Source organism: Nostoc sp. GT001 (assembly GCF_030382115.1).
Lineage (GTDB): Bacteria > Cyanobacteriota > Cyanobacteriia > Cyanobacteriales > Nostocaceae > Nostoc.
Genome location: NZ_JAUDRJ010000003.1, coordinates 7003019 through 7027717, shown reverse-complemented (window position 1 = coordinate 7027717; position 24699 = coordinate 7003019). Strand labels below are relative to the sequence as shown.

Below are 24699 nucleotides of genomic sequence, written 5' to 3'. Positions count from 1 at the left end.
GTTTAGCTTGTTAAAATTTCTAATTGCCTAAACTCATTACTATCAATACCCTGAGAGCTTTTTGCATAAAAACTTTCTGAGCGATCTCTACTCATAGTCAGAGAAATTGGCGATCGCCTCAAAACTGTGAATAGCGTATCGAGAAATACAACCCATTTTCTTGGAGCGATCGCTTTTCACCATCCACTGAAATCAAAGGAATGCCCCAATCTATGCGGGCCAAGAAGTCATCACCCTGTTTCCATAACAGCCCCAACCCAGTACTAACAAGCGTACTCGGTGATGGATTTTCGCCTTTGGTATTCCAGCCTTTACCTACATCAATGAAGGGTGTCAGTTGCAACACTCCGCCAATTTTAGCAGCGCGGACAATTGGGACTCGAAATTCCGCCGAAAATAACAGACCATTATCTGTGAGTAATGCGTCTTGGCGATAGCCCCGGACACTTAGCTGTCCACCAAGACCAAATTGCTCTAAAGGTACTAAGGAATCTGCTGCCAATTGGAAATCGCCCCTAGCTAAAAATAGAGTATCTGGTGCTAATTGTCGCACCCACTGCGCCTGTCCCCGCCACGCAAAAAAGCGGCTATCTGGTTCATTCTCACTGACATTAGCATCGAACCAATCTACACCAAAACTCAATTGCGATCGCGCCGCAAAGACATACTGGTTACTTCGCTGAGTATATTCTTGGAAAAAGCGCAGAGCCGAAATATTAGTTTTTCCCTTCTCGTCTGCACCCGGGGATAGTTTAAATGGCCCAATATTATCTATACCTAACTCAGTTTGGCTGGACTGGCGCGAGAATGACAGCCCAACTGCCAACTCTTGGGTTGGTTTTTGGATCAGTGGTTGCCGATAGCCCAATTCGTAAGACTGGGAATCTGACTGGATATCAAGGACACTGAACGGTTTTTCAATAACGTGGTTCCATCCCTGGCTAAAGCCAAAGGATACAGTGCCATTATGGGCATTAATCGGTAAGGTGTAATTGAGATTAATTGTATTACTACCATCAGTATTGGTGTATCCCATACTCAGGGTATCGCCCAAACCCAATAAATTGGCTTCTTGCAGATCCACTCCCCGGCGAAAACTGCCCACACTAGGCGATCGCCCATTATCTAGGCTTGCTGTCAGTTGAAAAGTGTCTGCTTCTTCAACCTCAACTTGCAATATGTTGGTTCCTGGACGCACACCTTTCTGCAACTCGGCTGACAGGTTTTGGATGCGTGGATCGAGGCGGAGTAGTTGAAGTTTTTCTAGTAAGCGGGGTACATTTAGAGGCTTGCCAGCGCCAAGTTTAATGCGATCGCGAATGTATTGAGTGTGTAATCGCCTATTACCGACAATCTGAATTTCTTGCAAACTACCCTCAATCACCTGAATCTTGACTGTCCCAGCTTCTAGTGTCTGTGGTGTAATCAATGCGCCTGTGGTGACATAGCCGTTATCAGTGTAGAGTTTGGTGATGGCATCTTTAACTTGCAACAACTCTGCAAATGTCAGTTCCCGTCCCACAAAGGGATTTGTGACAGCGGCAAACTGTTCTGCTTTGAAAACTGTACTACCCAAAACTTCAATGCGATCAACCTGAAATCTGGTATTAGGGTCATTTTGCTCCAGAATCGGCTGATTCGGTAGTTTTAGAGATGGAAGCAATTGATTCTCGTCTGGTGGCTTGGGTAGCACATTCGATGGTAACGGACTGTCAGGAATATCCTCTAACCGACCTGGGGGTAATGTTTGAGGATCGGGTGTTTGGGCGATTGCATCTTGATAGTTGCACAATATTGCTGCGATCGCAAAGCTGAGTGTTATAAATCCAGCAAAAATCCTTAGTTCGCCCACGGACTTCCTTACCTTTAGCTGATTTATAACCAAGGTTTTTTTAACCATTATTTGTAATTAAATAAATTAGAGATTAAATTCTTAATACTTTGGGAAGTATAAGTCAATAAGTGGTAAGTACTATATCTAACTTAAAAATATTTTGAAAAGATCAGTAATATTACTATTTGTCAAAAATTTTCAGGCGCAAAGTCAGAGACAAGAAGGTATCCTGCCCAAACAAATGGATAAATTACTGGTTAAAGACACCTACAAAACTTGAAATTTGGTAGTTTACAAAACACTTGCGGACTCTCTACCACTACGAGAAAGCAAGCTAGCAAGACCATCTTGATTCTGAATTCTACCTTTTCTTCAATTAATTTGATATTGTTAATTATGCAAGTGTATCAAGATAATTGCACCATATATAAAGCAAAAGTCAGAGCGAAGATTTCCTCGGCTCTGAACTTTGTAAGAGAGTATTCTTATTTAAATTCCCTAACTTTAGTTATAGGAATTCACTGTTAACTGATAACTGTTAAGCAGCATATTTCACTCACCAATTAAGATGTACTTATTTTGATTTGGTTTTTTTGCAGTGTGATTCACGAGGTTTCAGAGGGTTTTTCATCTTTAGGATAAAGAGAGCGAATTAACTCCCGAATTACATCAGTTGCTGGTCTGCCTGTTGTTGAACAGTATTGTTCAAGCTTCTGTGCCTCGCCTGATGTGAGATTGATTGTAAGTCGTTTAACAGCCCATTTTTTATTCATGTACTAGACAAGCTATGTTTTTAAACTACTTCTCTAATATCAATCATCTAAACTGCTCTTACAATGGTATAAGTAATGACATTTAGTTTAAGTAATCATGAAGTTAAATAGGATATTTTTCCAAGTAATAGTGAAGAGGTGAAGTATATTCTAAATTATAAAGTTAAGCTACTTTTCGGACAGTAATTATAAGTAGAATGTAAAAATAAAATTAAATATATCTATACAAAATAAGTATTCTCACAGAACTGTTGAGGATAATAATGAAAAATTTGGCAGCCCTAGCAAATAGAATTCGCGGTTACACACATCAAATCCATCTTCCAATACTTCTAGGGTTTTGGGGAAAAGGGGAAGGGTAAAGGGCACAGGTGTCAACTTAAGCTAAAAGCTTTGTCAAATCTCGTTTCCAGCCTCTGGGCTGGAAATGCAACTCAAAAGCGGCTCTGCCGCCAGCAAGGGAGGCGGAGCCTCTAGGACGGCATTCCCAGTCTCCGACTGGGAACGAGGAAAGTCCTATCAAACAAGGTTTTTAGGACTTGTGTGTACACCGTAGCCCGCTTGTAGGGAGGGGTTGGGGGTGGGGTGTAATGACTGTGGTTAGCATAACTAAATTATGCGGACATGATATAATATAATGTCCGCCAAATTACCCATAATAAAATAACCCCACCCCCAACCCCCTCCCCGCCTGCGGAGAGGGGAGACAAAGCACAACTTTGGCGGGGTGGGGTTCTTCGGGTTTAATAAGCAATCAAGCGGACATGATATAACCTTTTCCCAAAACCCGATTCGGAATTAAAAATGCTTAACTGAGAAGTATTGACGCACCTCCAGGGGTTTTAAAACCTTGATTTTCTCTTAGACTACTCGGTGGGAAAGACTTACATAGGTTTTTGTCGTAGCGAATTTCATTTTCCCAATCTTTTTCAAACTTAATTGGTTTTAATTGTTAGTAAGTCATGTGTTGATAATGTATCGGCAGCAGATTTAATCACATCAAATGACATTCCCGACTTTTCTGCAATATCTAATAGAGTATGCTGACCATCAGATAAATTTAAAACCCACAGGATTGCCATTTCATTTAGTCCGCTATCTTTGTTACCACCAACTGCCCGATATATTCCTCTTTTACCTAACTGTGGCTCACATTTAGGATTTTTGTTGTAGTAGATTTCGTTATTGTTGAGGATATACAACATCGAATGACATTGAAAGAATGACTCGGCTAGATATTGGGGTTGAACGAAATTTAAATCATCAGCTGAGGTATGGTATTCAGGAAAACTACCATGAGGCGATCGCATGAAGCAACCTACAGCTAAATTAAATCCAGGTGAGCAATATTGTCGCTCATCATAGCCATAGGGGAAAAAATCTATAATTTTGTGATCTTGTTTTGAGTTTTTGAGTACATAAGCAGCAACTTTATCGATTTCAGTGTCACCTCTACGGCTTTTTTTGTAGGTAAAGTTGCCTGAATCTCCTAAACAAGTTAATACCAAGCCATGTTTAATGTTGTTGACTTTAGCTTCATTGAGAGCCAACCATGTAATTGAGCCAATGGTTCCGGGAATCCAGAGAAATCTATAGGAATATCTTGGTGTAGTTTGACTTAAATATTTAGCGATAAAAGTAGCGATCGCAATTCCCGAAAGATTATCATTACATAGTGAAGGATGACAAGCATGACAAGAAATCAAGACTTCATCAGTACTGTCTCCGGGAATATAATACTCGCCATAAGTCAAATAACCTGGTTCCAGAGAAGAATCAATACATACTTCATATTCTTCATCATTTAGTTGCAAATACTGATTGTGAGTCAGGCAAAAGCCCCAACTTTCCTTGTAATATGAAGTTCGGTAAGGAATCCAATTAGGATAATCGGCAAGTGTAAATATATGTGATTTAAGTTCTTGAAGAGATATTTTTTGATGTATGGGAATACTATAGTTAACAACGTGCAAATTTGAATTAGTAAAATCTACAATCTTTTCACCTTGAGAGTTTTTAATATAGGCATCTTTAATATTCCACTCATTAGGAACTGTCCAATCAAATACCTCTGTTCCTGTCGGTACTTCATGAACTGACAAAGGAATATGCTGCTGAAGAATTTTTAAAGTTTCTCTAAAACCATCACCTGTAATACTACGGCAAATGGGATATAAATCAGAAATTAGTTGGTAAAGTTCTAGACTGATATCCTTGAGGTTAAAAGAATTTTTGATATCAACTGCAACCATAAGTAGAATCCTTTTAAAAGCCTAAGTCATAGGCGTTACAATTTTTGTCGATTCAAATAAACTCCAAGCCCGATCTTTTTCTGAAATTTCAGTCACAGGTAGAGGCCATTCAATACCAAAGGCTGGATCGTCGTAGCGATACCCATTAGCATATTCTGGTGCATATAAGTCACCCATTTGATAAGCCACTTCGGTTTCGTCAGTGAGCGTTTGGAACCCATGAGCGCACCTATCTGGGATATAGAGAGCAAGGCGATTTTCAGCCGTCAATTCTATACCAATATGAGATAAATAGCTAGGAGAATTTGGACGCAAATCGATAATTACATCATAAATAGCCCCCCTGATACAACGCACCAATTTTGTTTCCTGAGAAGGAGGCATTTGATAATGCATACCCCGCAACGTTCCTTTTTTATAGTTAAAAGATAAATTGCATTGGGCAATAGTAGGCTTTAAACCACGATTTTGAAATTCCTGAACACAAAAAGTCCGAGCAAAAAAGCCGCGAATATCTTGATGCAACTCTAAATCAACAATAAATGCTTCTTTTATTTTAGTTTCAGTGAAGATCATAAATTTACAAACTTGAGAGAAAATTAAAATTCTAATTTTTTAGAAAAACATTTTTCGACAGTAAAAGGCCTCAGCATATTTACCCGGCGAGTTTGATTCAATCCCACGAATTCTGAGCATGGAACGAAAAGTCTCTTCTGTAAACCACTGCTTATTATTCTGGGTAGGGAACGCATCCAAAATATATTGAATTTTTCGGCGGCAGAGTGTTTCATTTAAATGGACAAAGAAATTAGGAATACCCAAATCACCATCATATTTGGGTATTTCATATTCTAAAATTAAATGATTTCTAAAGGTATTCCAAGTCAACTCAGAAATTAAGCGGTGATCTTGGTGGCGATCGTCTCGGTGATGAGTAAAGATTATATCGGGTGAAAATTCTTGCTTCAACTGTTCAAAACATTCCTTCACCTCTATCCCTTGAAAAGGCAAAAAGCCATCTCGAAAATTTTTAATGATAATTTTCTTGACTGGGATTTCTTCTAAGAAGAGATTAGCACTAGTGGTTGCTTCCTCTGCTCTTTGCTCATTGGAACTAAAGACAACCCAATAGATAACAACATCTTGGTAAGTCTCTATCAGCTTTAAGATTGTACCTCCACAACCAATCTCGATATCATCGCAATGAGAACCTAGACAAAGAATTTTGTACTCAGATTCTTCTATCTTATTCAAACTAAGTTGGATCATAAATGGTCGATTTGTACTTGTTCATCTCCCCAAACTTCCCAAGGTCTGTTGCCTTGAGCATACATATCATCCAACTGTTGTTTCTCTTTAAAGGTATCCATTACTCCGAAAAAGCCAGTGTATTTATATGCAAAAAGTTCTTCTTTGGCAATCAATCTTTGAAAAGGCTCCATGACCAGTTCTTCGCCATAATTTATATAGTTGAAAATCTCTTTTTTAAAGATAAAATATCCTCCATTAATCCAAATATCACATTGTTTTACATCTTGGATATTTTTTACCAAACCATCCTCTTTCATATCAACTAAGTGAAAAGTTTGGCTTGGTCTGACACATAAAAAACTACCGATTTTATCACGTTGATAAAAATTATTGATATACGTTGGTAAATGTAAATCTGTCAAACCATCACTATAATTAGCTAAAAATACTTCTTCTCCTTCTAGATACTTTTCTACTGCTTTGAATCTTTGACCAATGTTGGCAGTTAACCCTGTATCTACAAATGTAATATTCCAATCTTGAATATCTCGATTAAACAACTGAATTTGGCTACCGTTAGAAAGAGTAAAGTTATTAGAAAGCCATTCATTGTAATTCAAAAAATAGCTTTTAATGAGGTCAGACTTGTAACCAAGACATAAGATAAAATCTTTGTGTCCATAGTGAGCATAGTATTTCATTACATGCCATAATATTGGCCTATAACCAATATTTACCATTGGCTTAGGAATACTTTCTGAGTATTCTCTCATTCTGGCTCCTAAACCACCGCAAAATAAAACTACTTTCATGTCACTTACCTCTTTTTAACGATTTTTTGACGAGCAAAAATACTAAATACTTAAGAGTAGACATTAACTTCAGGAATTGGTACAACAAATTGTCCTCCCCAGTCCCGAATGTAAGCCATTTGGGTCATAATTTCATTTTTCAGATTCCAGGGTAATATTAGTATATAGTCAGGCTTTGTTTCGGCAATTTTATCTGGATGAAAAATCGGAATATGAGTTCCTGGTAAAAATTGACCCTGTTTATAAGGGTTACGGTCTACTGTATAGTCAAGAAAATCTGTGCGGATACCGCAATAGTTTAAGAGAGTATTTCCCTTACCTGGAGCACCGTAACCAACAATCGATTTTCCTTCTCGCTTAACTTTGATCAAAAAATCTAATAAGTTGCGTTTAGTTTCTTTAACTTGTTCTCTAAAGGAAAAATAGTATTCTAATTGCGTAAAACCAGCCACTTCTTCTCTATTTTTAAGTTCTGACACTTGCTGAGTAACGGGTTTAGACGAGTCTTCATTATGGCGGGCATAAATTCTCAAAGAACCACCATGAGTAGTTAATTCTTCTACATCAAAAATTGTCAAACCGTGAGCAGCAAAAATCTTGTCTACGGTAAGAAAGGAAAAATAAGAGAAATGCTCATGGTAAATAGTATCAAACTGATTTTCCTCGATTAACCGCATCAAGTGGGGAAATTCCATAGTTATTACACCATGCGGTTTGAGGATAATTTTCATCCCCTTGACAAAATCATTGAGATATGGTGTGTGAGCAAGGACATTATTTCCGAGTAATAAATCTGCCTGTTTGCCCTTAGCAACCTGTTCTTGTGCTGTCTCCTGTCCAAAAAATTTGACAACTGTAGGAATACCTTTTTGAATTGCTACCTCAGCAACATTTGCTGCTGGCTCTATTCCCAGCGCCGGGATGCTTTTGGCAACAAAGTATTGCAGTAAGTAGCCATCATTACTAGCAATTTCTATGACCTGACTTTCCTGGTTTAATTGGAAACGTTCTACTACCAAATCAACATATTTTTTGGCGTGTTGTAACCAGCTATCAGAGTAGGAAGAGAAGTAAGCGTAGTCGCTAAAAATATTTTCTGGACTAATGTATTCTTGGAGTTGAACTAAAAAACACTCCTCACAAACATAGACATGCAGAGGATAAAATGGCTCTACTTCATTGAGCTGTTTGAGACTGCGATAACTTTCGCAGGGAGGAGACATACCTAAATCTACAAAGGTATGGTGTAAGCCTGTTCCACAGAATAGACAATTACCAGTTATTAGCTTATTATTTGTTGACTTTAGCAAATTCATAACTTATTATATGAAATTTTTAAACAGTCTGCCAGAAGAAATCTCGATCGATTTGCTGAGTGCGAATGAGGTATTCCAATTGTTTCAGGCGGGTAAAGCCTCTAGACTCAAATGTTGCTCTATCCATATCAATTTGCTGAAAGACATTATATAGTTGTTGGGCACCTCGTTGGGCATTCCATTCACATTTGAATCCTGGTAAATTTTGGTTAATTTTATTAAATAAAACCCGATAGCTGCGGTTATCAGGATCGTGTTTACCAAAGCTCAATTGACAATCTGTAAAGACATCTGCAACTATTTGAGCAATTTGTTTGACTTGATAGTTGCTATTTGTATCACCGACATTGAAAATTTGGTTGTGAATTACATCACGCGGAGCTTCTAAGGTACAGGCAATTGCTTTGCAGATATCCAATAAATGTACTAGGGGACGCCAAGGTGTACCGTCGCTGTTCATCTTGATTTCTTTAATTGTCCATGCCCAACCTGCTAGATTGTTTAAGACAATATCAAAGCGCATTCTTGGAGAGGCGCCATAGGCTGTGGCATTTCGGAGAAAGGTGGGAGAAAAGCCATCATCAGCAAGGAGTTTCACATCCTGTTCGACAAGTGCTTTGCATTTGGCATAAGCTGTTTGGGGATTGATGGTAGACTCTTCGCTAACGTAGTCTTCAGTGGCAAAACCATAGACACTGCATGATGAAGTGTAGATAAAGCGTTGGATTCCAGCTGCTTTCGCCAGTTTCGCTAAATGTACTGAGCCTTTGTGGTTGATATCGTAGGTGATATCAGGGGCTAACTGACCTAAAGGGTCGTTAGAGAGTTCTGCCATGTGAACTACTGCTTCCACACCTTGCAGGTCTTCTGTTGTAATGTGGCGGATGTCTTTGTTGAGGGTTTTGGCAGTTACCTTGGTGCCGTTATATAGCCAACCGACTTTATAAAAGCCAGTATCTAAACCAATAACTTCGTGACCTTCTTGAATCAACAGAGGAGCTAATAACGAGCCGATATAACCTTCAGTTCCAGTTACAAGTATTTTCATATCCTATGATGCGATCGCAATTAGTGGGGATTTTAATTCAGTAGGAATATTATCTTGGGTATTATCTACAGGTAGTGGTAGGAACTTAGCAATGATTTCTTCTCTTAGGGGAGCGGCTTCATCTTGAGTCAACCAAACGAATAACTTTGCTACTGCTTGCGGGGATCTGTCAAGTTTGAGAATTTCTTGGAGCATACGCAAAGCTCCCATAACATTACCACTGTTCAGAGGAATCGCTGCCCTTGTCAAACAATAATTGAAGTTATAGCTACGAGCTTGGGTTGTAATGTCTGCGCAATATTCAGCAGGAAGATAACTCTCTGAAATTTCTATACACTGGCGGATGGATGCCGCCAAAATACCGGATGATAAGTCATCACCTGTCTGTCTGTCGGAATGTATACGGTAACGAGCCAAACTTTCCGGTTCGTACCACCAATCAGAAGAAGCAGTAATGCGTTTATAAAGTTCCCATTCAGGAGTGCAAACTAACTTCGGATAATAACCTCCTATTTTTTCATGAGTTAGGCGACGAATAACAACCGCAGGCATCTGTAATGGACATGTTACACCAATCTGCTGCCAAAAATTCCCACAGATACCTTTCTGATTTCCAAAGCAGGAAATCACTTCCCATTTTTCAAGTACTGTTCCTTTTTCATTGAAATATTCAAAATTTGTGAAAGCGGCTCCTACGGAATCTGGACACCCTTGGAGACTTTGCTGGAGTCGGTCATAAAAACCTGGAACCACACTATCATCATCATGTAGGATATGAATCCACTGACCGCGACTGAGGGAAATGCCTGCATTTTGATTTGGCAATACTCCGATATTTTCCTGATTGCGGTAGTAGCGGATTATCCCCCCCCCAATACTGTTTACAAGATCGAATAACGGTGTTGTACTGGCATTATCCATTACCAGAATTTCCATCTGCTCTGCCCCAGTCCATTGCACCAAGACGCTAGCCAGACATTCAAGAAGATAATCGGTGCGGTTATATACCGGAATCACCACAGTCCAAAATGGTCGAGGTTTTTCTGGGTCTGTTACAGGTGGAATCGCTGGAAACTGATAGTCACCAACAGTAACCTCACCTTGAGGAATGGGGGGAGTAACAAGCATTTCTGGAGTGATGGCAACATCAAAGTAAGCAGACACCGCTTTGGCATAGTGAGGATTGAATAAAGTTAATGCCTGACGATATACAGAAATCGCCTCTGCTCTCTTGTTTTGAGCTTGGTAAACCTGACTCAAACGGATGTAGATTTCCCAGTTTAAGGGATTGAGTTTTAGGGCTTGGCTATAAGAGGCGATCGCTTCTGACCATTGACCTATTTCTTGCAGGGTGTTGCCTAAGCTATAATATGTCTCTGGCAAGTTTGGGTCAAGAGCGATCGCTTGACGATAGTAATTAATTGCTCTCTTGAAATCCCCTGCGATTGTGCAGGAAATTCCCAATTTGTGATTTAAATCCGCGTAGTGCGCTTGTTGATCTTTTGATAGTTTACCTTGCGCGTTGAGGGCGTTACCTAAGTTGACTTCTGCTTCGGCGCAGTTGGGCTGAAGTTCTAAGGCTTTTTGATAACAAGTGACTGCTTCATCAAACTTACCTTGTTGTTCTAAGGTATAACCCAAGTTGTTATGTATTGCTACTAGCTTGGACTCTAGAGCTATAACATCAGGTAGAGAAGCGAAATCAAAATACAATAAAAACTTTTGGCAAGGAATATTTTGAAAGTTTTTATTTTCTTGCTTAAATTTTTGAGATAACAAAACTAATTGTTTATCTCTATTGATTATCTCAATATCGTTCAGCTTTTCTAAAAGCTCACCATCCAATTCTCTGCCGTCATTCCTCGAAGGTGCGTTCTTTTTTAACCAATGTGTATGCCAAAAAATAAAACCTAAATAATAAGATGTTAGTCCTTCAAATTGAATTGCTTCACAGAATGGAATTTTTGCATGTTTATCGAAAATATTTTGCTGCGAAACTGTCCAATATGCTAAATCTCCATTGCCAGAAGCAGGAGATTTTAAATTCGTGTAGTAGTTTGGATCGTCTGGACGTTGATATAAATTTACTCCTGAAAAAAATAAGGCTGTATTTTGCAGATGATTTTGCTTCAAATAATGATAAATATTTTTTAAATGTTCAGTAATACCCACGTGACCACTGTCAATATCAACGCAAATTTTATACCGCGTCAGACTGAGACTAAAATTAGAATAAAAAACGAAAGAATGAATGTTATTTACATCCAATTCAACTTGTTCTTTTGTACCAAATAAATCGACGTAGGGTAAGTAATGAAAAGCCCGTATTTTTTGAGGATATTTTTGTGCAAATGCCTTGATTATTTGGGGAGCTTTGTCCGTACACTGATGAAACACAATTACTAATTCATCTACATAATCAATCCAAGATTCGATCGTTGGTGCTAAAAATTCCTCTTCATTACGAATTCGCATCAGACCGCTAATACCATCTTGCCGATTTTGTGGCTCAAAAGATGAAGTATTTATAGTAGGATGCTCAATCTGACCAATTGACATAGTTTGTTAGTCCAAAATTAAAAAATTTTGCTTTTCCCTAAATAAGTCTTGATAGCGGTTCCCAATCTGGTGAGGTACGTTTTCAAAGTTACTAACTTTGCTCACAAGGATTTGGGTGTACCTCAGTTGCTTAGGAAACACTATATAAAGGAAGTGAGATAAATCTTGAGACAATTTCATCACGCAGAGGAGCTGCTTCTTCTTGTGTTAACCACCGGAATAACTTTGCCACTGCTTCAGGGCTACGATCTATTTTTAAAGCCTCTTCTAACCCTTGCCAAACTCCAGCTAGATTACCAGCCTGTAGGGGAATTATGGCTGATTCTAGACAATAAAGAAAATAATGACTCCGGGATTGGGCAGTAATTTGTGCCGAGTATTCAATAGGAAAATAACTCTTGGAAATTTCAATTGCACGGCGGATAGATATCATCTGTTTCCCAGAGAGTAATAGTTCGCTGGTGACATTGTTAGCGTGTTGGCGGTAACGAGCTAAAATTTCTGGTTCATACCACCAATCGTAAACAGAGGCAATGCGTTTATAAACTTCCCAATCGCTTGTATAGGTCAGTTCAGGATGATATACGCCCAATCGTTCGTGCGCTTCTCGACGAATCACTACCGCAGGCATATTCAATGAGTTACTAACTCCAATAATTTGCAGCCAATTTTGGGCAATTCCTCGCTGCTCTCCATAGACTTGTTGGCTGAAAATTACTTCCCCTTTCTCGTTAATATTTTCATAACCTGTAAAAGCGGCTCCTATAGAATCTGAACACCCTTCTAGACTTTCTTGTAGCTGGGAATAAAAACCTGGGAGAATATAATCATCGTCGTGCAGTAAATGAATCCAATGACCGCGAGTGAGAGCAACTCCGGCATTCCAATTTCCTGGCAGACCGAGATTTTGCGGGTTGCGATAGTAGTTGATTATTCCTTGTCCAATACTATTCACCACTTCAAATACTGGCGTTGTACTAGCATCGTCCATGACGATGATTTCCATCTGCTCTTCTCCTTGCCATTGGGACAATACACTGACAAGGCATTCGAGTAGATAATCTATGCGGTTATATACAGTTATCACCACACTCCAGAAAGGACGCTTACCTGTATTTGCTACTGTCGGAATAGTCGGAAAGCTGTATTCCCCTACAATTACCTCCCCTTGGGGAATTGAGGGCGTGACTGGTACTTGTTGAGGAATTTCAGCATCCTCACCAGCTGCTAATGCTTTGGCATAGTGGGGATTAATTAGCTTTAACCCTTGTCGATAGGCAAAAACTGCTTTCTGGTATTGGTTTAGTTGCTGGTAAATTTTACCTAAGTTGAGGTATATTTCTCCATCGTTGGGATTAAGTTCCAAAAGTTTTTCATAAGATGCGATCGCCTCTTCTAATTCTCCTTGTTCTTGCAGCGCCAAAGCCAAGTTATAATGGGCTTCTAACAAATTTGGTTGTAGTGCGATCGCTTGCTTGTGACAAGTAACAGCATTTTTAAAATCTCCTGCTTTTTTCCGGGCAACACCCAATTGATTATTTAATTGTGCATAGTACATTTGTTGATTGCCGGAGAGCTTACCTTGAGCATGTAACGTATTGCCCAAATTAGCCTCTGCTTCTATAAAGTCTGGCTTTAACTCTAGAGCTTTTTGATAATAGTGAATTGCTTCTTCAAATAATCCTTGTTGTTGCAGAGTATAGCCCAAGTTGTTGTAAATCGGTAGTGAGTTAGGTAATAAAACTAAAGCTTGCCGATAAGCTTTCTCTGCTTCGGCAAACTGCTCCTGAACTAAATGCAAATTACCTAAACTGAACCAAGTTTTCACAGAATCTGGTTGAACTTGTGAAGCCGCATTTAACCACTGTTCAGCAATTTGAGGTTGCCCCATCTGCTGTGCTAACATTCCCAAACCATATAAAGCTTCAGGATTATCAGGTTGTTTTTCCAGAACTTGACTATATAGCTGTTCCGCCTCCAATAAACTATTCTCTCGTTGCTGTTGAACTGCTAGTTCGAGGATTTCAGCTATTTCTGTTTTATCTAGCGATTCAGCTTCATCCTTGTCACCTGACTGATGCTTTTGCACCGCAATTTGAATAAGAGATTTAACTTTAGATTCTGAAATATTCGTAGTATCCATAACTATGTAGTATCTATAACTATATTTGAATTTGATATTATATTGTTATAGATTACTATAAATCCTTACCATAAGTGATAACTATCAATAAAATATTTTACCTATTTTTACTTGTTAATAAAGCAAGTCTATTGATTAAGATAAAGGAGAGATTTTGTCAACAGTATGAGCGATAAATAAGCTTGAAGCTAGCGATCAAACGTTACCAACTCAAGTAATTTCAGTGCGTACACCATAGGGGTTGCTGTTGGCAAAACTTCTCCCAGAAAAGATATCGACATTTTCTTGTACAATCAGATTTTTTACTCACCCGATTGTTTTGACTGAGATGCTTGTAAATCAGAGTCCGTTAGTGAATGAAACGAGGAATTAGCCTTAAGTAAATTAGATTACCGAGCTGATATCACTTGCACTCACGTTTGTAAATAATATGCTTTGTGGAGAATTATTCAAGAGAGACAAAGAATTACCGAGAGACAAAAAATTACCGAGAGAAAAAGAATCACCGAGAGTCAAAGAATTACCGAAAGACAAAGAATTGAAGGTGAGAAGAGCGCCATTGTTGGTATCTGTTACCTTCCCTTGACTTCCCCAGCCATCTAATACAAGCTTATCAACACCAACCTGGAAATCTTGAATGACATCAAAGTCTTTTTTAAGGAAGGTATCGCTACGTTTGAAAGTAAATGTGTCATTACCTTCGCCACCAACTAAGACATCATTACCACTACCACCATAGAGTGTATCATTGCCTTTACCGCCATAGAGTGTATCATTGCCATCGCCACCATTTAGCGAATCATTACCTTGGCCGGCGTCGAGGTCATCATCACCTCTGTTTCCAGATAGCTTATCATCTCCCAAGCTGGCATAAAGTTTATCCGCACCGTTGGTTCCCGTCAGATTATCCTTCCGAATTGTGCCATAGATAACATCTCGACCCAGGTTGCCGATTAAAGTATCTCCTGCCAATTCAACAGAAGTAGTATTAATTTTGACTATAGTTAGGTTGGTATTGCGCTTAAAATTCCGTTCATAAGTCCCAACAGCACTACCATTGAGAAAGTCACTACCATTGTTGCCATTAATATCGGAGCTTCTATCGCGATCGTCAATTTTAACATTGCTACTACGACCAAAGGTTAGATCCCCAATTTTATCGGAGGAGATTAATTTACCCTGGATACCAAAATAATCTAAAACCCTGGCCCTGTTAGGATTTGTAGTATCTAATACCAAAAAAGTGGTTGTAGACTGAGCCTTGTTATATTCTACATCAGGATTTTCAATTTCTTTAGCTGCCAATTTTAAATCTGCTGAAAAATCAAAAGAGAAGCTTTCATTACGACCAACCGCAAAACTAGCAAGTATCTTTGCTTCGCTGTTGGAAGTACCTTCAAATTGACCACTTAATCCAACAACAGCAGATTGAGTGAAAAGTGATGAAAAAGTTGGATCAAAACTTGCTTTAGCCTCAGCAATTGCAGCAGTTATACCACCTTTAACTAATGTATCGGCCTCGGTAGAAGTTAAAATGCTTGCAGCACCTTCACTATAGTTAGAAAAAGTTGCATCCCCTTCAGCGGTAGCAAAATTAGGTCTAGGATCGGGCTTGGGATCGGGTCTATTATTGAGATTAGTTCTACCATTGAAAGAAAGTAACTTTGGAACTGTCAGTGTTAGACTTACTCTTGATGCCATAAAAAACCTGTATTGATTTTGTTAGTTAACAAATTTGCGCGTAATTTGCGCGTAAAAGTTCGGGGAGTAATTCTCTCCTAATTTACGAGCTAAATCTCTCGATATCCCTAATGAACCTGTCAGCTTTTATCCAGGACTTGCTTTGCTTTTAACAGCACTTTTAAATAGCCCAATTGACTATTCCAAGCTGAACGTGGAAGTAATGGGATTTTCTCTAAATCTTGAGATGGTAATGACTTAAGGTCAGTTTTTTTCCCTGAAATTGTGTTAATTTCTGAATTTTCTGCCATGATTTATTATCTCACGATAGAGTAAGAAAATTCGGGTTCTTGTTGCCAACTTTCCGACCACTGAATGCTGTCAGCAGTAAAGTTTAATCGGTCGTTGGCTGGCAACAAAGTATCTGTAGGCTCGAAAATTAGCTCAAATTCGCCATTATCAAATGGCAATCCTTGCGCCTTTACTTTGGGAACTACACGCTCTCTCATACCTTGTTTGGCATGAACAAGAGCGCGATGATGACAGTAAGGATTATTACCTCTCTTATTAAAGAAAACATGGGCAGTCCAACTGCAACCCCCACGACAAAGTTCAGCATATTCGCAGGTTTTACAGAAACCCCACAGGTGTTTTGTGCCTTCAGGTGTTCCTGCTCCTAGATTGAAGCGTAGTTCTTCTGCACCCTCGATAATATCATGCAAGGTTTGTTCTCGAATATTACCACCTGTATAGGCAGTAGTCGGTAGTGAGGGACAACCTTTAATCGCTCCGTCAGCTTCAATTCCCAAGGTTGAGAGTCCTGCACCGCAACCTTGCCAAAATGAGAATTCATGCTCCTTTCCCCGTCCCCGCAACAGTCGCTCATAAGGGCCGTAGTAACCAATGTTATTTCCCGCCTGAAGTTGCACACCTTCTTGGTAAGCACGACGCGCCACACGGGCAAGCATGGGGTAGATATCTAACAGTTCATGGGGTTGGAGCAGGATATCTGCGTTATCGGCAGCATTCCCCATTGGTACAGTTAGCTGAACTTGCCAAGCACGGGCACCGGCATCACGAATGCACTCATAGATGCAGGGAAATTCTGACGCTGACAGGCGGTTAATTTGGGTGTTACAACCAAAAGAAATACCGACTTCTCGCAGATGACTCATGGTCTTAAATGCATATTTCCAAGAGCCTTTCTTTCCCCGCAGACGGTCATGAGTTGCTTCCAAGCCATCAATAGAAACAGAGACGGTACGAATTCCCGCTGACTTCATTTTTTGGGCGGTTTCTAACGAAATGCCATAGCCGCCTGTAGTCATACCACATAACATTCCCGCCTCGTTGATAGCTTTGGCAATTTCCAGCCAGTCTGGACGCAGAAATGCTTCACCACCAATGAGAGTAACTTCTTTAATTCCAACTTCTGCCATCTGCTTGACGAGATCCAAAGCTTCCTCTGGGGAAAGTTCGTTGGCGCGTTCATGTCCTGCACGGGAACCACAGTGACTACAAGCTAGATTGCACTTTAAGGTAATTTCCCAAACTGCGTAGCTTTTGCGGTGATATGTCATAGGTTAACTCTCAATCTCAACCCTCAAAATAAACGTTTTATCGGGTTATTGTACTTCTGTTGAACTAACAACGACTCCATATAACGCTTGTACAGGTGGGTCTATTGCTTGACGAAGTGGCCATGGCTTTGGAAGTGGTCTAGGAATCCATTTAATTGGTTTAATTGATGGTTTTCCAAAGTTTTCGGGAAGTGAAACTACAACATCACGTAATTTTGGTTGAGTGATTAATGGTGGCTTAATAACTGGTTGATTGATGCTTATAAGCCCACCAAATGCTCCCATTAATTCTTCTTCACTGAGGTCATCAAACTGACCTAGTTCTTTTAATTCCAAGATTTTAATGGAGGCTGTTTCAAATTCTTCTTTAGAAAAATTATAGCCACCTTCTTCCATGACTTTTATCACTTCCTCAATCTTATCACTCATCAATTGAGTGTAAAAAGCTTCGTCTTTGACTAGTCTGACTAAGAAGTCTTTAACTTTCTCAAAAATTGTTAATGACATAAATTTTACCCCCTGAATTTGAAAGTTGAAGTTTAGATTGATGAAAATTGACGATCGCGTGAAATAATCCGTTTAGCCAGAAACTTTTAGTGAGTCAACTTGTGTAAATTCTTGTTGCTGGGTTTGGTAAATATCTCCTAATTTGATGTTGGCTTCCTGGTGTTGGGGATTGAACTCCAAAGCTTTTTGATAGCAAGCGATAGCTTCTTCTAACTCCCCTTGCTCTTGCAGTATCATCCCCAAGTTATAATGGGCTTCTACCAAATCAGGCTGTATTGCGATCGCAGTTCGATAGTAAACAACAGCAGTTTGCCAATCACCTCCTTCTTGGTGGGCAATGCCCATCTGATAATTCAATTCTGCGTAATAGGCTTGTTTCTCTGGTGAAAGCTTCCCTTGAGCAAACAGCGCATTCGCTAAATTGATTTCTGCTTCTATGCAGTTGGGCTGAAATTCCAGAGCTTTTTGATAAGATGCGATCGCATCCTCCCACTTATCTTGTTGTTGCAAGGTGTAGCCCAAATTGTTGTATATTGTCCCTGCATCTGGTCGCAACGCAATCGCTTTTCGGTAAGCGGTTTCAGCTTCTGGTAACTGTCCTTGACCTTGAAGCAAATTGCCTAAACTAAACCAAATTTTCACCGAGTTAGGCTGAACTTGGGAAGCTGCACTCAAATGCTTCTCGGCTTCCTGCAACTCACCTTTCTGCTGTGCCAGTATCCCTAAACCGTATAATGCTTCTGAATAGTCTGGTTGTTTTTCTATCACCTGACGATATAGCTGTTCGGCTGTGTCTAGGCGATTAGCTCGATGATCTTGAAGTGCAATTTGAAAGAGTTCAGCAACTTCTTCGGCGTTAAATTGTCTTGGTTTATTAACCAACTGCAAAATAAAATCTTCCAGCGCTCTGACTGGCTTTAAATCGCCATATAATTTATGTTTATTTTCTGCAACTTGCTGGGAAATATATTGCCGATATTGAGCATCTTTCCCCAGACGGATGGCGATTTGGACGTATTCTGATTTATTTGAAGCGATCGTCTCTTCGATACCCATCATCTGCAAAATTGCTAGAGAATGGCGCGATCGCATCATTTCTCCTGGTAAAGTGACAACTGGAATATTATGAGCAATAGATTCGAGCGTGGAGTTACATCCAGACCAACCAATACTATCTAAGAAGACATCTGCTAAAGCTGTAGTCCCAGCAAACTTTCTGTCATTCAGGAAAGACAAAAACAAACAGTGATCTTGATAATCTAACCCGAATGCTGTAAAAGCATGGTTTAAGCGCTGGCGAAATCTTTCTGTGATTTCTTCACTTTTGCTTTTAATAAATACAAACTTAGAATTACCTAACTCTTTAGCAATAGAAGGGAAAACATCATCATGATTAGGCAAATATTTATATAATGACTGACAACACCAGAAGAAAATATCATCCTCTTTTAAACCTATATCTGGTTTCTTAATTTCTTCGGGTGGAATTGCTAAAGGCATGTAATGAATAGATAGATTAGGTAATCTAACTAATTTTTCTGTATAATGTTCTTGAGCATTTTCTGGTTCCATTAAGTCACTGCTCAAGTAATAGTCAATTGTCGGGAGTCCACTCGTCTCAGGGTGTCCCCAAGATGTCATTTGAATTGGTGCTAATCTCAGACAACCCAGTTTGAGCGTCATTGGGTCCATCCCAAATTCTGGGAAAATCAAGATATGTAATTTATCTTTTGTGATTACCTCACACCATTGTTCAGTTGAGCGAACACCTTGGACAAATTTATCAAAAGCTTTGGTGGCACTTATCGTTGAGTAATCTGTTTTATCTCCGGTATAATAACCAAATAATTCAAACTCGCTTCTATCTATATTTTCTACCCAACCTTTAATCGGGATTTTCCAATTAGAATGACTAGATAAAAATCCAGAGACAATACCAATACGAACCTTTTGATTTTTCTCCAAATTTGGCAGAACAAGCGGCTGGCAATCTTGGGGATACCGACTCGACATAATCTGGAAAATCATTTCCCCATAAGTTCGCTGTAAATCTCGGTCATTTAAACCTTGATATGTCAAATAAAAAGGTTGAAATGCTCCCACAGCCTCAGATGCTTTGGCCCGTTCTTCCTGATTAGTTAATTCATAATATTGAGCTAAATCTTGCAAATACTGTTGATACTGATTTCGTCTGAATGCAATGTCATCAACATTAGAATAGATAACTGGTAGTTGGCTCATACAAGCACCAAATTTAGCCAGATCATAGTTTGGTGTTAGTTTGACTGCTTGCTCAAATGCCTGGATTGCCGCTTCTATTTGGTTATCATCTCTTAATGCTGTTCCCAAGTTGCAATATATGTAATCAATATCAGGTCGAATTTTAATCGCTTTTTGATAGGATTCTATGGCAGCATCAAATTTATTTTGCGCCCTGAGAATATTTCCCAAGTTGTTATAGGTGATTGCAAAATCAGGTTGAATGCTTAAAGTTTTTTCGTAAGCTTCTATTGCTTCTGCAAATTTTCCTTTTTCCTGGAAAAGATACCCTAAGTTGTGATAGGCGTAATGATAGTCTGGTTTAATTTTTAGTGCTTGTTGGTAAGAATCGATGGCATCATTGAATCGCCCTTGTTTTTGGAGTACTTCTCCTAAATTAGTATGAGATGATACCAAATCTGGCTGCAATGCAATAGCTTGGCGATAATATAATTCTGCGATCTTGAAATCACCTGCCTGTTGCCTAGCTAAAGCAAACTGCTCATTCAACTCTGCGTAGCGGATTTGTTCTTCTGGTGACAGCTTACCTTGAATGTGAAGAATATTTTTGATATTAATTTGTACTTCTATACTGTCAGGAAGAATTAAGAGTGCTTTTTCATAACAGGCGATCGCTTCTTCTAGTTTACCCTGTTGTTGCAGAGCAAACCCCAAACTGTTATGTATTGCCCCTACTTCTGGCTGTAATTGCAAGGCTGCTTGAAAAAATTGTTCTGCATTTTGATATTGTTCACGTTGCTGCACCAGCAGACCTAATCCATATAACGCCTCTGACTGCTGGGGATCTAAATCTATAATTTGACGATAAATCTCTTCGGCTTGGGTGAAACGCTTGGCTTGGTGATATTGACTTGCGAGTTGGAGAGCATCAGGAATTGTGGTCACGTCGCTTTGCTCCAAATTCAAAATTAACAATCCCCATAAATAAATTTAGGAGCTTGTATCCTTTTATTTATGAGCTATGATTTATACAATCTTTATTTATTTAATATGTCTGTTGTTCCTATATCTGCAAGGAACTCAAGTTTTTGAAACTTATAAATGATATCAATTGATATCATGTCTGCTTGATTACTTCTTAAATTTGATTAACAGGAATTTTACTCTTCTCTACCTTTGGGGGGTCTACGAGAAGCTTAAGGCTACGGTAAAGTGTTCCTCTTATGACTATTAGCCCAGAGTTTTAATTCAGGGCGGGCAAACAACATAGACTGCAAACTGGGTTGAGGATTAAATGTTGTCAGTTGTAAAATTTTATTGCGGAAACAGCTATTTTAGACCAAAAGATGTATTTTTGGTAAAAGCCGAAGGCTCAAATGAGCAAAGAGCCTTCGGCATTTATCAATATACTAAGCTTTCGAGCCTAACTCTACTTGCAGAAGTTAATACTTTTTGTAAGTAGAGTTTAATTATTACTACTTGTTACTACTTGTAAGAAGTAGAAGCATAGCTGGATGAGGAAGCAGTAGCACTATTAGGAGTGACGGTAGCGTTAGTAAAGGTTACAGCGATGTTGTTGACGCCATGCGTATTGCTGAAGCATCTGCATCTGCTTGTGCAATGCTTGTGTATTTTGGAGTGGGCTTGGGCTTGNGGCTTAACTATGATGATGATTGGCTTCTTATAGGTACCACCAATAATTTCTTCAGTGGTATTTTCCAAGTAGTTAAGATCAGAAATGATCATTTGAGTTCTCCTAAAATTTGTAACTGTTGTTGGGAATGTTTTGTCTAACCAACTTATTTCGTTTGGCTATATATCTAATATACTTTATTCCTCAAAAAAGTCAACACTTTTTTGAGGAATTTATGATTAAAAAAACTAATGTATTTATGTTTGAAATTCATTATATTTAGTCCTAATTGAAGTTATAAAAAACTGCATGGTAAATTTAAGCAGAAATTAAATTAATTGCTGCCCAGCAAGAGTTATAACGATTTAAATTAATTTTTAACCAACGCAGTAATAGCACTTTGTAGATATATTCACAAAACACTAAAAAAGAAAAGCTATTAAGTTTTAAAGCAAATAAAACCTGTATCTGCAACATTTTTGAAGGCTAGAGAAATATATCCTAAATTAGGGTAGATACTTAGCAACAAAAACATTTGAAAATTCATAAATTATTTAGTCTTGGTGAATAACATATCTATTAATTCCTCTTGTGAACCGTCTGAGTCTATTTGAGTAACTATTTTCATCGTGGTGATTTGTTGCTTTAACCAATCAGCAAAGGATTCTGTAATGATTTTTTGGCGCAACTGTTCATCTAATTGGGGTTGAATGACTTCTTCCACCCAAATTAAATACACTCCCTTGGGAGTTGTTATCGGTTTGAGAGCTTCTGGTGGTGCAGCAGCAAAGACAGCGGCTGCAATCTCTGGACGAAAATCTTTGCGGTACCGGAGTCCTTTGTATCCATAAGCACGACGGGCTTCTGGTTCTGAGATATATAGACGAGCAATATCTGGAAAATTGATTTCGCCTTCTTCTAGGGCATAAAAAAGCTCTAAAGCCAAGTCTCGATCCTCGAAGACAACTTCGTAGGTAACGGCAGCGATATAATCTAGCTGATGTTCGTAAAAATGCTTTTCCAGTTGATTGGAAAATAGATGATTTGCTAACTTCCGCGAAAGGATGTTGTTGTAGGCTAATTCTTCAAACTGATCCACAGAGAGGTGGTGTTTTTCTAGCCATGACCAGGTGTCTTTAGCTTTGACAAGCTTCTTGGCGAACCTTAAGTTATCTCCTTCTTGCTGTAGTTCTTCTGGCGTGACTGTAATTCCTGCCGCTTGAGCTGCTTCGGTAATAATACTTTGCGATGCGATCGCTTCCACAACAGCAGGTATCTGACAGGAGAGTTTCAGACTGTGAATGATATCTGAGGTGGAAATAGTCAGATTGTGGGGCATAACATGATATCTCCAATAATTAAGCGGATTAGGGATTGGGTATGGGGCACAGCATGGGGCATTAATTATTCCTCCAGTCTCCCTTGTCCTATTTCCTGATTCCTATACCTTTAACTACATCTCCAAACCGCCCTTTTTCAGTTTCTTGAACGGATCTAGAACAAAGTCAATTACTCGTCGTTGACGAATGATGACTTCAGCATTTGCTGTCTGACCAGCACCTAATGGAATACGTTTGTTCCCACTTTGGACATACTGCTGGTCTAAGGTGATTTCTAATTCATAGGTTTCGATGTTGCCTTGGGGTGTTTGGTTAACTTTCGAGTCAGGCGAGATCCAAGTAACTTTCCCTTGCACGATGCCATACTCTTGGAAGGGATAGGCATCAAACTTGACTTTTACTGGCATTCCTAACTTCAAGAAACCGCTATCCTGATTAGGCATATTTGCTCTGAGTACGAAGTCTGTTTTCGTGGGTGCAATTTGGGCAATCCTTTGACCGACTTGCACCACCGCTCCTGCCTTAGTGGTGGGTAATTCAAAAATCACCCCATTAATCGGCGATCGCACCACGCGCTGCTGAATTTGTACTCTTATAGATGTAAGCTGGCTTTTAGTCTGAGCGATTTCTGATTGCGTTGCTGTTATTTGTGACTGTATGTCTTTTAGCTGTTCCTGATTTTTCATTACAGCTAGTTGTCCGGCTTGCGTGGCACTTTTATAACTACTTTGTTCTTCTTGCAGTCGGAGTTTTGCTTGTTTGATATCAGACTCCAACGTTTTGATAGTTACTTGATAACTATTTAGCTCTTGGGCTAAACGCAATTCGGCTTGTTTAATATCTGATAGAGACTTGTTATAAAGTCGTTTGCTTTCTTCCTCTTGTTTTTTGATTTCATCAAATACGTTTGGAGCAACTATCTTGTCGTCAACGAGTTTGCTATAACGTTCAACGTTCCTAGAATCTATACGGAAACGAACTTCAGCCGATTTTCGGTCATCTTGATTGGTTGAAATTTGCTCCTCTGCTTGCTTAACTAATGATTGTTTTTCTAACTTTTGCAGGTTATAGCTACTCAGTTTGGCATCCAGGTTTTGCCGCACCTGGTTGAGTTGAGCCAATTTTTCTAATTCTTGAGATTTATTTTGTTGTTCTAAAAGACTTGTTGACATTAAGAGTTGATTTTTCAGCAGTTCCAGTTGGGATTGCCGATTTTGTAGCCCTTGCAATTTGCTCTGAACTTGTTGGAGTTCTGTTTGCAGTAAATCAGCATCCAGTTCCAGTAAAACCTGGCCGGCTCTAACTGTATCTCCTTCTTTGACTGTAACTGCTTTGACACTTCCAGCAGCTTGAGCGTCTAATTTTTGAGTTGCGCCTTTAGGTTCCATACGCCCTCTAGCGCTACCAGTTTCATCGACTTTCGAGAGAGTTGCCCAAGGCAAGAATAGCCCAGCAAAGGCAATGAGCGTATACAACAAACCACGAGTCCAAATTCGAGGTAAGGCATTGAGTAGTTTTTCTGTACCGTAGTACAAATCTTGACTTTCATTTTCTGCCTCTGTCTGCTCGTCAAACTCTACCGATTCCTCTTGCTGTTTGTAACCTTGATATTTATCTTGCTCATCTGGGGGAAGTGGGGAGGATCTATTGGGATGTGGCATGGTTTTTTTTCCGATAACAGTAGATGGGGAGTGGGGGAGAAATCAATTCAAAATTCAAAACTTGTACTGAGCTTGTCGTAAAGCCTGCGG

At 39.3% G+C, this 24699-nt stretch carries 17 protein-coding genes; all 17 read right to left on the bottom strand.

Translation table 11 applies throughout. The features are described from left to right. Positions 1-118 precede the first annotated feature (118 nt). The 17 genes from QUD05_RS32700 to QUD05_RS32620 all read right to left on the bottom strand — a co-directional run bounded on the left by QUD05_RS32700 (position 119) and on the right by QUD05_RS32620 (position 24609). Positions 119-1900 (bottom strand): ShlB/FhaC/HecB family hemolysin secretion/activation protein, encoded by a 1782-nt coding sequence (locus tag QUD05_RS32700; protein ID WP_289799679.1) that lies wholly within the window; start codon positions 1898-1900, stop codon positions 119-121. Between the two features lie 539 nt (positions 1901-2439). Further along, positions 2440-2607: a CopG family transcriptional regulator gene (locus QUD05_RS32695; RefSeq protein ID WP_289799678.1), complete on the bottom strand. Its 168-nt coding sequence runs from the start codon at positions 2605-2607 to the stop codon at positions 2440-2442. A gap of 935 nt (positions 2608-3542) precedes the next feature. Beyond that, complete coding sequence (locus QUD05_RS32690) at positions 3543-4859, bottom strand: DUF4910 domain-containing protein (RefSeq protein WP_289799677.1); 1317 nt, start codon at positions 4857-4859, stop codon at positions 3543-3545. Positions 4860-4880: 21 nt separating this feature from the next. Next, the gene (gene rfbC, locus QUD05_RS32685) at positions 4881-5435 is read right to left on the bottom strand and encodes a dTDP-4-dehydrorhamnose 3,5-epimerase (protein ID WP_289799676.1); all 555 of its coding nucleotides are present in this window, start codon (positions 5433-5435) and stop codon (positions 4881-4883) included. 39 nt (positions 5436-5474) lie between these two features. Then, positions 5475-6128, bottom strand: coding sequence for a PIG-L deacetylase family protein (locus QUD05_RS32680; protein WP_289799675.1), 654 nt, complete (start codon positions 6126-6128; stop codon positions 5475-5477). Then, positions 6125-6922, bottom strand: coding sequence for a sugar phosphate nucleotidyltransferase (locus QUD05_RS32675; RefSeq protein WP_289799674.1), 798 nt, complete (start codon positions 6920-6922; stop codon positions 6125-6127). Before QUD05_RS32675 ends, QUD05_RS32680 begins: the two co-directional genes overlap by 4 nt. Positions 6923-6972: 50 nt before the next feature. Beyond that, positions 6973-8238, bottom strand: a complete 1266-nt coding sequence (locus tag QUD05_RS32670; protein WP_289799673.1) for a class I SAM-dependent methyltransferase — start codon at positions 8236-8238, stop codon at positions 6973-6975. Positions 8239-8257: 19 nt separating this feature from the next. Next, positions 8258-9286: an NAD-dependent epimerase/dehydratase family protein gene (locus QUD05_RS32665; protein ID WP_289799672.1), complete on the bottom strand. Its 1029-nt coding sequence runs from the start codon at positions 9284-9286 to the stop codon at positions 8258-8260. A gap of 3 nt (positions 9287-9289) precedes the next feature. Beyond that, positions 9290-11845: a tetratricopeptide repeat protein gene (locus tag QUD05_RS32660; RefSeq protein ID WP_289799671.1), complete on the bottom strand. Its 2556-nt coding sequence runs from the start codon at positions 11843-11845 to the stop codon at positions 9290-9292. A gap of 130 nt (positions 11846-11975) precedes the next feature. Then, positions 11976-13988 (bottom strand): tetratricopeptide repeat protein, encoded by a 2013-nt coding sequence (locus QUD05_RS32655; protein ID WP_289799670.1) that lies wholly within the window; start codon positions 13986-13988, stop codon positions 11976-11978. 384 nt (positions 13989-14372) lie between these two features. Then, a complete protein-coding gene (locus tag QUD05_RS32650; protein ID WP_289799669.1) occupies positions 14373-15689 on the bottom strand; it encodes a calcium-binding protein in 1317 nt (438 codons plus the stop codon). A 119-nt stretch (positions 15690-15808) separates the two neighbouring features. After that, a complete protein-coding gene (locus QUD05_RS32645) occupies positions 15809-15979 on the bottom strand; it encodes a hypothetical protein (RefSeq protein WP_289799668.1) in 171 nt (56 codons plus the stop codon). A gap of 6 nt (positions 15980-15985) precedes the next feature. Then, positions 15986-17248 (bottom strand): nif11-class peptide radical SAM maturase 3, encoded by a 1263-nt coding sequence (locus QUD05_RS32640; RefSeq protein ID WP_289799667.1) that lies wholly within the window; start codon positions 17246-17248, stop codon positions 15986-15988. Positions 17249-17293: 45 nt separating this feature from the next. Continuing rightward, complete coding sequence (locus tag QUD05_RS32635; RefSeq protein ID WP_289799666.1) at positions 17294-17755, bottom strand: Nif11-like leader peptide family RiPP precursor; 462 nt, start codon at positions 17753-17755, stop codon at positions 17294-17296. Positions 17756-17827: 72 nt separating this feature from the next. Next, complete coding sequence (locus QUD05_RS32630; RefSeq protein WP_289799665.1) at positions 17828-20920, bottom strand: tetratricopeptide repeat protein; 3093 nt, start codon at positions 20918-20920, stop codon at positions 17828-17830. Between the two features lie 1238 nt (positions 20921-22158). Further along, positions 22159-22947 carry a peptidylprolyl isomerase gene (locus QUD05_RS32625; protein WP_289799664.1) on the bottom strand — a complete coding sequence of 263 codons (789 nt, stop codon included), beginning with the start codon at positions 22945-22947 and terminating at the stop codon, positions 22159-22161. Between the two features lie 114 nt (positions 22948-23061). Continuing rightward, positions 23062-24609 carry a beta-barrel domain-containing protein gene (locus tag QUD05_RS32620; protein WP_289799663.1) on the bottom strand — a complete coding sequence of 516 codons (1548 nt, stop codon included), beginning with the start codon at positions 24607-24609 and terminating at the stop codon, positions 23062-23064. Positions 24610-24699: the final 90 nt, after the last annotated feature.